The 9,523-nt window shown below is 51.6% G+C and carries 12 protein-coding genes and 1 pseudogene; all 13 read right to left on the bottom strand.

Features of this window, described 5'->3' with window-relative positions:
- A partial coding sequence (locus tag PV433_RS10555) for a hypothetical protein (RefSeq protein ID WP_332072108.1) occupies positions 1-1,301 on the bottom strand: 1,301 nt, incomplete at its 3' end.
- 141 nt (positions 1,302-1,442) lie between these two features.
- Positions 1,443-2,450: a hypothetical protein gene (locus tag PV433_RS10550; RefSeq protein WP_332072107.1), complete on the bottom strand. Its 1,008-nt coding sequence runs from the start codon at positions 2,448-2,450 to the stop codon at positions 1,443-1,445.
- Between the two features lie 7 nt (positions 2,451-2,457).
- Positions 2,458-2,874 (bottom strand): RusA family crossover junction endodeoxyribonuclease, encoded by a 417-nt coding sequence (locus tag PV433_RS10545; RefSeq protein WP_332072106.1) that lies wholly within the window; start codon positions 2,872-2,874, stop codon positions 2,458-2,460.
- Positions 2,875-3,004: 130 nt separating this feature from the next.
- Positions 3,005-4,429 carry a replicative DNA helicase gene (dnaB, locus tag PV433_RS10540; RefSeq protein ID WP_332072105.1) on the bottom strand — a complete coding sequence of 475 codons (1,425 nt, stop codon included), beginning with the start codon at positions 4,427-4,429 and terminating at the stop codon, positions 3,005-3,007.
- Positions 4,419-4,763 carry a hypothetical protein gene (locus PV433_RS10535; RefSeq protein ID WP_332072104.1) on the bottom strand — a complete coding sequence of 115 codons (345 nt, stop codon included), beginning with the start codon at positions 4,761-4,763 and terminating at the stop codon, positions 4,419-4,421. The genes dnaB and PV433_RS10535 overlap by 11 nt, the downstream gene beginning before the upstream one ends.
- Complete coding sequence (locus tag PV433_RS10530; protein WP_332072103.1) at positions 4,711-5,871, bottom strand: replication protein; 1,161 nt, start codon at positions 5,869-5,871, stop codon at positions 4,711-4,713. The genes PV433_RS10535 and PV433_RS10530 overlap by 53 nt, the downstream gene beginning before the upstream one ends.
- Before the next feature lie 15 nt (positions 5,872-5,886).
- Entirely contained in the window at positions 5,887-6,042 is a 156-nt protein-coding gene (locus PV433_RS34055) for a DUF6906 family protein (protein WP_442951499.1), read from the bottom strand.
- 224 nt (positions 6,043-6,266) lie between these two features.
- Positions 6,267-6,491: a hypothetical protein gene (locus PV433_RS10525; RefSeq protein WP_332072102.1), complete on the bottom strand. Its 225-nt coding sequence runs from the start codon at positions 6,489-6,491 to the stop codon at positions 6,267-6,269.
- Between the two features lie 172 nt (positions 6,492-6,663).
- On the bottom strand, positions 6,664-7,218 hold the full coding sequence (locus PV433_RS10520; protein ID WP_332072101.1) for an MBL fold metallo-hydrolase: 555 nt from the start codon (positions 7,216-7,218) through the stop codon (positions 6,664-6,666).
- A gap of 146 nt (positions 7,219-7,364) precedes the next feature.
- The gene (locus PV433_RS10515; protein WP_332072100.1) at positions 7,365-7,994 is read right to left on the bottom strand and encodes an NUMOD4 domain-containing protein; all 630 of its coding nucleotides are present in this window, start codon (positions 7,992-7,994) and stop codon (positions 7,365-7,367) included.
- Positions 7,994-9,028: a recombinase RecT gene (locus PV433_RS10510; RefSeq protein ID WP_332072099.1), complete on the bottom strand. Its 1,035-nt coding sequence runs from the start codon at positions 9,026-9,028 to the stop codon at positions 7,994-7,996. The genes PV433_RS10515 and PV433_RS10510 overlap by 1 nt, the downstream gene beginning before the upstream one ends.
- The gene (locus tag PV433_RS10505) at positions 9,025-9,291 is read right to left on the bottom strand and encodes a hypothetical protein (RefSeq protein WP_332072098.1); all 267 of its coding nucleotides are present in this window, start codon (positions 9,289-9,291) and stop codon (positions 9,025-9,027) included. Before PV433_RS10505 ends, PV433_RS10510 begins: the two co-directional genes overlap by 4 nt.
- Positions 9,288-9,523: pseudogene (locus tag PV433_RS10500) on the bottom strand (hypothetical protein); the annotation flags it as partial. The gene PV433_RS10505 and the pseudogene PV433_RS10500, both read right to left, overlap by 4 nt.

The following is a 9,523-nucleotide window of genomic DNA, read 5'->3' as shown; positions in this document are numbered from 1 at the left end:
TGGAACAACTCCATTGCTGCGCGCCCGCGATCCATGCTCGCCGACTCGATCTCTGAAGCGAAAAGCTCAACCATCCTTACGGTATCAACACGCTGTCCTATCGGATGCTCGCCCTGGAGGATCGGCACACGAATAAACATAAACCCCTCGTTCCGTTCCCTCTCGTACTCCAGCTTTCTAACCCGACTCCGGAGGCTGTCCACCACATCGTTTGCGATAGCAATTTCGGATTTGAGACGGGTATTCTCGCGCTCGAATTCCTCTGATCGCTGATATTCTGCTTCACCAATGTCAACAGAGCCTTCGAACTTCATTTTCCAAATCTTCTTTTCTTCCTCCAACTCGACGATCCGCGCGTTGGCATGATTGGCGACGACGGCCGCCCCCTCGAGCGCTTCTTTCAGGCGGTTATTCTCGCCGTTCACCTCGTCAATTCTGTCATTAAGACCGTCATTGACCAGATCCCGTTCCGCAACGATTTTCGACCATTTATCGATAATTACGTTAATCTCCGTGTCCTTGTTCTGCTTCAGCTCCAGGAGCATTCTGTCCGCTTGTTCATTCTCCTGCTTCCGTTTTGCTACCATCTCCTCAAGCTGAATCTCAAGGTTCTCATTGTCTTCCCGCAGGCGATTTGCTTCGTCCTGCCACGTCTCGGCCAGTTCCGTCACGTCGTTAAGCTCTTTCTCCTTTTCGACCGCACGTTGTTCGACCCGAGAAAGGATTCTGTCTCCCGTAGGAACCGGCTGCTCGCAGCGGCGTTCCTCTGGCTCTCGATCGGCAGGAGTCCCTTTCGGTTCTTGTGCTTTAAAGCCCGCCAGAACTTTTGCTTCAACCGTCTTGTCCTTCAGGCCCCACTCTTCGAGTAACGAATAGAACGGTGTGGTGTACACTTTGAGAGATCCCATGATCTGCGTCCGAGTCTCCCCAGATGCACGACGCTCCAAATACATATCCCGAGTAAATCCGGACAGTTGCTTCGCAACCATTTCATCACTCTCCTTTTCGGGCGAGGTCAACTTCCACTCCCGGAGCTGCTTGACCAATTTGTCATGCTCGTTATTAAACCATCTCAGCTTGATGTCATCCCGACTCTTACCGTCGATCCGGTTTTGAAGATATTCATCTCGGGTGAGCGTGGGCTCCCATTTTTTGAAAAGCGGAGCCGGTTTCTCTCCGATCTTAGCCAACTCTTCAGGGGTAAGCGTGTATGATTTCACTGGACCGTTCGCATTGTTCCTTGATTCAGTTTCCTTTTTCGGTACCGGGGTCTTTTCAGGCGAACCTCTACCTATGCTCATTGCATGTAGCACCTCCATGCCCTTTGTATACGCCCCCGCCAATTGCTCGGCGGGGGCGCTGTCGTGTCTTATCTATGCAGTTAATGGTTTTATACGTCCGTTACTTCGAAGGACTTAAAATCGATTGTAGGGGCTCATTCTTCATTTGCCTGCTGATTGCTGAGCGGCCGCCCTATCCTTGTACCGGCGCCATGCGTTGCCGAGCTCTTTATTGCCAACGCCGATCGATTCGGATATCGCTTTCCACGTCTCTCCCGCATTACGACGTTCGAGCAGTGCGGGGAACTCGTACGGAATGTCATCGAAAGATGGCCGAACTGTAAGGATGTAGGTTTCAACATTAACCGTATCGGCCACTGCATCCCGCTCCTGCTTGTCTGCACCAGCAGCTTCAAGAGAATCGGCGTCGTCCGTTTGCCCTTCGCCCAAAACCTCACGTTCCCAGTCGCTCAACTCGTCATCACCGCCATCAGAGCCTTTATCCGACTGTCCATCCCATTCCAATTCGTCCTGTTCAGCCGCAGACGCACCGTCTTGTACACCCACGAGGATGCCGCCGGCTTTAAGCAAATCCTCGATCGCATAGCAGCCCTCTGAATGTTCCAGATCGAGTTCGTTTTTCACGTTGTCGCCCAGGATGACCCCAGCATCTTCGCCGTTGATATATTTTTTCGGCGTCCGCCCGGTCCCGCTGACGATCGGGAAGACATATTCGACCGTATCGCTGTTCCCTTCGCCGTCATCGCCCAAATTACTTCGTGTTATGACGATCTCCTTACCCGCATACTCGTCCGCATGCCCGGCCGCCTCATGAGCTCCGGGTTCCGCCTCAGCCTGCTCGGCCGGGTTGGTAGCGGGCACCTGATCATTCGCCGGCTTAGCGTCGCCGAAGTCCAACTGTCTGCCAACGGATTCGACCACGCCGAATTGATCGGTCGTAATCTTCCGGCGCTCGGGACGCTCGTCTTCGTCGTCCAGGTCCATTTGCGTTTGCGGATCATCGAACGATACAATCAGTTCCTTGTCCAACGACTGCAGGTATCGTTGGTTGAAGACCATCGCGTCCTTATTGCTCATCGAGAGCTTGATCGTCGTTTTGGTCTTGTTGCTTGTAACGCCTTCGAGGGTTGTTGTAAATTGCTTCTTCATCGTGCTGTCACTCTCCAATTTGTCTTATTTTAATTTCGATACGCGGTCGTACGCTGTATCGTTTGCGGACGTAAGCGTCTACTACTTGGCTGTCATCTTTCCAAATCACGCCTTTAAGAGCGTCCTTAACAGCTTTCAGGTAATTATCTGCATCCGGCTTGGATGTGGGGAGAATATCTCCACGTTCTGCAGCGACCGCCTTTTTCTGACTAAAGCTCTTGGGAATGGGTCTGAATGCCGTAACCATCATAGCCAATGGCCCTTCAAGCAACGCGGAGGGTGCATGCTCAGCGGCAGCCAAACGAATATAGTCCTTGTAATCCCGGCTCTTTTTCGGATCATACAAACGGACGAAGCCGCCCTGCGAAGAAGCCCGGGGACGCCCCTGTGCTACCGGTTCGCCGTATATGGTAAACTGGATCACTTGGCCCGCCTCCTCGGCCGGATCGGTACCGGCCACGGTCGCCGTAGCGTGTACACCTCGCCGACTACTTGCCCACGGTGTTTGATTACGATCCGGTTCCGCATTTGGAAAATCGGGTCAAGCTGCTTTTTTACGCCCAACTCCTCCGATCCCTCTCTTTCGGAGACGTCGGCTTCGCCTTCGCCTGCTGTTCTTCGTGGTGCGATCGATCCAGATTGGCAAACTTATTAAATTGCTTGAGGAATGCCAGTTCAACGGTGCCGACCGGACCGTTCCGCTGCTTGGCAATGATGATTTCGATAATGTTCTTCTTCTCCGACTCTTTGTCGTAGTAGTCGTCCCGGTACAGAAACGCTACGATATCCGCGTCCTGCTCGATCGAGCCGGATTCCCGAAGGTCGGACATCATCGGCCGCTTGTCCTGCCGCTGCTCGACGCCCCGACTGAGCTGCGAAAGCGCAATGACGGGAACGTCCAACTCGCGGGCAATCTGTTTGAGTGTCCGGGAGATATGCGAAACCTCCTCTTGCCGGTTTGCCCCCCGCCCCTTTATAAGCTGCAGGTAATCAATCAATATCAGGCCCAATCCCCGCTCCTTTTTGAGCTGCCGGCACTTGGCGCGGATATCGTTGACGGTTATGGCCGGCGAATCGTCGATGAAGATCGGCGCTTCTGTGATCATGCTGATCGCAATCGTAACCTTTTCCCAATCCTCCGGCAGCAGGTTTCCGGTCCGCATCCGAGATGCGTCGATATTTCCTTCGGCTGCCACCATACGGCCGAATAGCTGCACAGCGCCCATTTCGAGAGAAAACACCGCGACGCTTTCGCCGACCCGGACCCCAACGTTTTGAGCGACATTCAGCGCGAACGCCGTCTTCCCGACCGACGGCCGGGCCGCCACGATAATCAGGTCGGATCGCTGCAGTCCGGATGTTGCCCTGTCGAAGTCGTCAAAGCCGGATCGAAGCCCTGTAATTCCGCCGGCGTCCTTTGTCATTGATGCCTTTTCCAAGTTCCCGTAGAATTCGTAAGCAACGTCTTTGAGAACGCGGAAGGGCGTTTTCGCCGCTTTTGTCTGCTCGGAAAGCTTGTCGGCTTTGGTTTGCATGGACGCGATGAGTTTGTTCGGATCATCCGTCCGCCACGCCTCAGCCTCAAGCCGTTGTAACTCCTTAATTGCTTGCCTATGCGAATCCTTTTCCTTGACGATCGCCGCATAGTAGCTGATATTGGCCGCCGTCGGAACCGAGTTGGCTAGTTCGCTCAAAAAACTAACGCCGCCAACCACCTCCAGCTGTTGGCGCTCTTGCAGCCGCTCCGTCAGCGTGACCAGGTCTATCGGCTCGCCCGCATCGTAGAGTTCAATCATGGCCGTGAATATTTGCCGGTGCTTGGCGACGTAAAACTCATCGCCTCGGAGCAAATCCGACGCTGTGTCCATAGCGACCGGATCGAGCAGCACCGCCCCCAAAACAGCCCATTCCGCCTCGATGTTGTGTGGCGGCACCCGCTCCTCCGGCGGCGTCGGCAGCGGTGGCATGTCATTTACCATCGCCCAGCAACCTCGCTTTCATCTCCAAAAACCCCTGTGTAGGCGGAACCGGCGTCACTGAGTACATTTCTTCCAGCATGATTCGCGTTTCTTCGGCGTTGGGGATGTATGGGCCTTCCGCTGCCTGTACTGGGCGTTCGGCCAAAACGCCGGGATGCGGCGGGAACCGGTTCTCTGGGTTGCGAATGTGCTGGTACAGGTTCGCCTCGGCCAGATCAAACGGAACATCTTCCAGCGTCTGACGCCAGAACTCGACTTTAAAGTCGTCATAAACGAAATTGCTATAAGCGTTCTGGATCAGCATAAAAATTTTCCTGATCTCGCTCTCTTTCACGCGCTTCAGCCTCCCTGATCTTCTGAGCTGCAAGTTCGTTCTGAAGTTGCTGCCGATTCGGCTTTCCGTCTGGATTCCCGATTCCAGCGGGAACGATAGCTTTGTTCTCACGTTGTGTACCGCCACGACTTTTGTACCCTTGCAAGATGCCGTTAATATAGGCGAGCGACCGTTTGTTTTGCCTTACCGCCTCTCGCATCGCATCAAGCAGCCATTCACCGCCAAAAGTGTCGAATTGATCGATAAGGTCCTCGACCTCCAAATCGGTTATTTTACCGTCCTTCGCAAAATGCTGTTCATAGATTTGATACATCCGCGAAAACGAAAAATCCGTTTTGGTTGTTGACGATGGCTCTGTATCTTGTTTAGTAATAAGTTCCTCAGTATCTTCTTTAATATCTTTAATACTGTCTTTAATAATGTCTTTAGGCGCCCCGGAGGCCGCGCCAGACAAGGGCTCGTCGGTGGTCCCTGTTACTGTTTTGGTAACATCACTGTTACTGTTTTGGTAACATCCCTGTTCCTGTTTTGGTAACTCTCCCTGAAAATCGCCCTGATCGTCAGTTACCATTTCAGTAACTTTTGTTACCGTTTCAGTAACATTTGTTACTATTTCAGTAACTTCTTCGTCATCGGGATTTGTTACCGTTTCAGTAACTTTTGTTACCGTTTCAGTAACATTTGTTACTATTTCAGTAACTTCTTCGTCATCGGGATTTGTTACCGTTTCAGTAACTTTTGTTACCGTTTCAGTAACATTTTGAAGGTTCCGACCAAGCACTTTTTGGTATTTTTCTTGGTTGAATCCCTTTGAAATACCGATCCGCCATGTGTCATAATTTTTGTTTAAAGCGAATATTTCGCCGTCGATTTGCAGCACATTGACCATCTGCAGGTAATCCAACTCTTTTTTGATATGCCCCCGAAGAACGCCCACCAACTCAAAGTCGGAAGATCGAAGGACGGCGGATTTCTTCCTGCACCCGTAACTCAAGCGAATGATAAGATCAATTATGCTACGCTGACGCTTGGAGAAATCAGTTTTCATGATGGCTTCGTACAATTCATTTGATAGTTTGGTAAACTGATCCGGTTGCGGATTCGCCATCCTCGCGACCTCCTCCTATTCCACCGGAATCACTTTAATCGTCCCCGTTTGCCGGTGGATCAAGTGTAAGGACGCCGGCAAGCGCTTCGTAATGAGCCAACTTTCAGGGCTCAAACCGAATCCAGCGAGCACCTTCATTTCACGCCGCGTCGGGCGCTTACCTTGCTTCATACCGACAGCTCCCTCTACATTTCATCTTCATCTCCGACAAACATTTCGTCGAAGCACTTCCCGCAGACACCTGAAATGATGAGTTCTCTTTCGTTAGCATTTAAGTAAGGGAAAGCATGCTGCGCATGGGTTCCGGTACGATATTTGTCTAAATCACAGGGTTTCACCTTTACTTCATGTTGACCCGAACAAACCCGGCAAGTAATATTCAAAACTTCTCGCATTTATATAGCACGCTCCCTCTTTGTCTTCTCCTGCCAATCTTTCGGCCAGCCGCAATGCTTCGCAGCGATAGCCTGCAGTCGCTTCCCCTGCGTGTATCCAACGAACATATCGGTCGCCCGCTCATAATACATCCCATTCAGTGGCGCCGGCCGGGCCGGAGGAAGTTCGCGTTTCGGAGCCTCGGGCTCGATGATGGAGAAAAGATCAAGCTGTTCTATCTTCACGACGACTCCCTCCTTGTGTCCTCGCACAGCACGAATGGTCGCTCTGTCCGGACCGGCTTATAGTGCGGGTATGACTTTTCAAGGTAGTGCACGATGGCCGCCTTGCGCTCTTCTGGTGAAGGAAGGTCCCATATCGCTTGTGCGATCAGGACCTTTTGAGGGACGCTATCGATCATCGCTCAGCCACCCGGACGACCGCCCCGGTGACTTCCTGTACTTCTCGGCGGAAGCGATCCGCATCGCTATTCCCGTCGCTCAAATGGAGCAGCCAGACCTCACGGAGCGAACGCATGTCGTTGGCTCGCAAAAAGTCTTTGACGTGCTCCAGGCTGAAATGGGAGGTCAGCAGGCGTCGCTTCTGCGACGGGTGAAGCTCGCCCGCCTCCACCCGCCTGTTTACGATATCTAGCGCGTAATTACATTCGACCATCAGGTGTGTGATACCGCCGAACCGGTATTTGCAATAATATGTATCAGTCAAAAATACCAGTTTGTCGCCCGTCGGATTCGTAAGGAGGAACCCCAGCGGCTCCTCCACATCGTGCTCGACATCGAAAGGCAAGATCGTCCAGGTGCCAACCGTGAATTGCTTGTTCGCCTCTACGGTCCGCAACCGGTGGCCGGATAACCCAATGGCGGCTGCCGTGCCGGCGCTCGTGTATACAGGAATCGCCGCTCGCATAATATCCTTAGCTGACTTACTATGATCGCCGTGGTCAGTGCTCATGAGAGATAAGGCACGCCTTAACCTCATGGAGCTTGAAACCACACCCTTTACGTATCCTGTCAATGGGCAGCCCACACTCAATAAGGATTTTGGTGTGTCCATCACTGATCAGATAACAGTTCCCTGCACTGCTTGAAGCGAGCGGTTCAATTTGCAACAGGATCACCTCCGTCCTCGTCTCGAAACTTCCAGATGAATCCGCCTGCTTGTTTCCTTGTTTTTCCGGGCTTATATTCATCTCCGTGTGCCACTTGTAGAATGTTGCGGCTGCAAACCTTAGTCGCTCTCCATGCTTCCTTGGCATTTCGGTATTCGGAAATAAACTGTCCATCAAGCGAAAATTGCTGAACGGGATTAGGACGAATTGATTGATTGTACTTCCTCATTGGCTCAACCATTTGAGGATTAAGCGCAACAGCGTGTTGGACATTCTCTGATGCGCTGACCCACTCAAGATTTTCGACATGGTTGTTTTGCTTATTCCCGTCTAAGTGATTAACTTCAGGCTTACCGGCTGGATTTGGTATAAACGCTTCAGCGACGAGCCGGTGAACCCGTCTGGTTAATCGTTGATTTTTTTGATCGATCAGGATAATGGTTAAATACCACCCTGTCTTGTTTCTGATCGACAGTATTTTTCCTGTCTTCGACTGCTTAAAGCTTCGAATTTTTCCTGTGTTGGACACCTGATAAAGACCTTCCATCCCCAAAATATCTCGCCATATCTCCAAGTTCCCACCTACGTTGCTGCTGGCGATGGGATAGATATCGATCATTAGAAATCGAGCTCCATCTCGTCTGCGTTCGGGCTTGCTCCTGCCTTCTCAGGTGTCTTCTTATCTTCCGGTTGGGGTTTAGGTGTCTCTTCGTCAGCAGTTGATTGCTGCGGCTCCGCTGTTGGAGTCACGTCGATCACCTCGCGGTTCGCGTTCTCAGCGATCTCCTGATCTGCATCAGCTTCTGCAAATTCGGACTCGGCTTGCCGCAGCCGCATATAATCGTCGTCGATTTTCTGGCTGTCGATCGTGACGTCGCCATGAGCTGCCCGGTATATGGTCTTCCAAACCATTTTTTCGTACCAGCCTTCAACCGTTTCGGTTCCTTTCTTGACGTTCTTTTTCTTCTGATCGTCCCATTCCCAAACGTCCTTTTCCCCACCCCAAAATTCGGGGCTTGCTCGATCAGGCCGACGTTTTAGGATATCTTTCAAATTCATGACAACGAGTTTGTTTTTCTCCGGCCGTTGAAAATACTCATGGTAGTAAAAGCCGCCGACGATATCGCCCCGATCAAACTCATTAATGACTTCAAATTCATAAGTCTCGACTTTGTTGTTACGGTCCTTCTTGAACGATTTGAAACGGTCAGTAGCATAAACGACCTCGACAATAACACGGTCTGGCACATCAAGTCCGTACTTTACTGCCTTCAGTTCCATACCGCGGTAGCCTTCGACAAATCCTATGTCATACTTACCGAGAGTCTTATTGAAGAAAGGAACCATGTTTATGTGATTTTTTTGCGCCGGATCAAAACCTATCCGAGCGTGAGCAACCACATCACGGGACAGCTTTTCCATGTTAACGTTCTGCCAAATAATTGGTGGACTTTGACTATTTCTGCTGCTTTTCTGGCGCTTTTCTTCGGCCAATTTCAGGGATGCATCAAGCGAGATGAAGTAATTTTGTGCGAGTCTCTTCTGGAAATTGGTCAGCGCCACTTCCCCGACCCCTGATGAAAAATTGGAAACTACCATATTCATGAATCGTTCGGATTGCGTTAATTCCTTCTTTGCAACGGCTTGAGTCATTCTTCTTCCTCCTCGGCTTTGTCTTCATATACAAACCGCACCTTCTTGCCGCGGTGTTCTTTCAAAAATGACTTCAATAGGCTGGCGAAATCGGAAGGACCCAGCAGGTCGCGCTCAAGAATGGCGTCTTCTGGACATTCACACAGTGGGCCTGCTGTCATCCATTCTTTTCCGTCGATGTACAGTGTTTCTGTTCGGGCGTCCACATAGCGGGCTTTTCCGGTAACAACCTTGATTTCTACAATGCCGCTCTCCCCGCTCATCCGATCACCTCATTGTCCACGACGAGCAAGCCGTCATCTGCCTTGCATACCGTCTCCACTCGCAGCCGCTTGTCCGGCTCGGAAACGATCAGTCGAATCACCTGGGCGTCGGTCTCAGGTCGGACCGTGACAGCCTCGGCGTTGTCATGCCAGATGGGGGCCGACACCCTGTAGTGCTGGGATAACGTATTGATGATGTCGATCCCCACGAGATACTGCGCGGCATTATTGA

It is taken from the genome of Paenibacillus sp. GYB004, assembly GCF_036577605.1.
Taxonomy (GTDB): Bacteria; Bacillota; Bacilli; order Paenibacillales; family NBRC-103111; genus Paenibacillus_AB; species Paenibacillus_AB oceani.
The sequence above is the reverse complement of the archived record's forward strand: the minus strand, read 5'-3'. Positions and strand labels throughout refer to the sequence as shown.

Bases quoted from the DNA above. Each gene is read 5' to 3' on its own strand.
- PV433_RS10550 (WP_332072107.1), bottom strand. From the start codon at position 2,450: ATGAAGAAGCAATTTACAACAACCCTCGAAGGCGTTACAAGCAACAAG.
- dnaB (WP_332072105.1), bottom strand. From the start codon at position 4,429: ATGGTAAATGACATGCCACCGCTGCCGACGCCGCCGGAGGAGCGGGTG.
- PV433_RS10530 (WP_332072103.1), bottom strand. From the start codon at position 5,871: ATGGCGAATCCGCAACCGGATCAGTTTACCAAACTATCAAATGAATTG.
- PV433_RS34055 (WP_442951499.1), bottom strand. From the start codon at position 6,042: ATGAAGCAAGGTAAGCGCCCGACGCGGCGTGAAATGAAGGTGCTCGCT.
- PV433_RS10520 (WP_332072101.1), bottom strand. From the start codon at position 7,218: ATGAGCACTGACCACGGCGATCATAGTAAGTCAGCTAAGGATATTATG.
- PV433_RS10515 (WP_332072100.1), bottom strand. From the start codon at position 7,994: ATGATCGATATCTATCCCATCGCCAGCAGCAACGTAGGTGGGAACTTG.
- PV433_RS10510 (WP_332072099.1), bottom strand. From the start codon at position 9,028: ATGACTCAAGCCGTTGCAAAGAAGGAATTAACGCAATCCGAACGATTC.
- PV433_RS10505 (WP_332072098.1), bottom strand. From the start codon at position 9,291: ATGAGCGGGGAGAGCGGCATTGTAGAAATCAAGGTTGTTACCGGAAAA.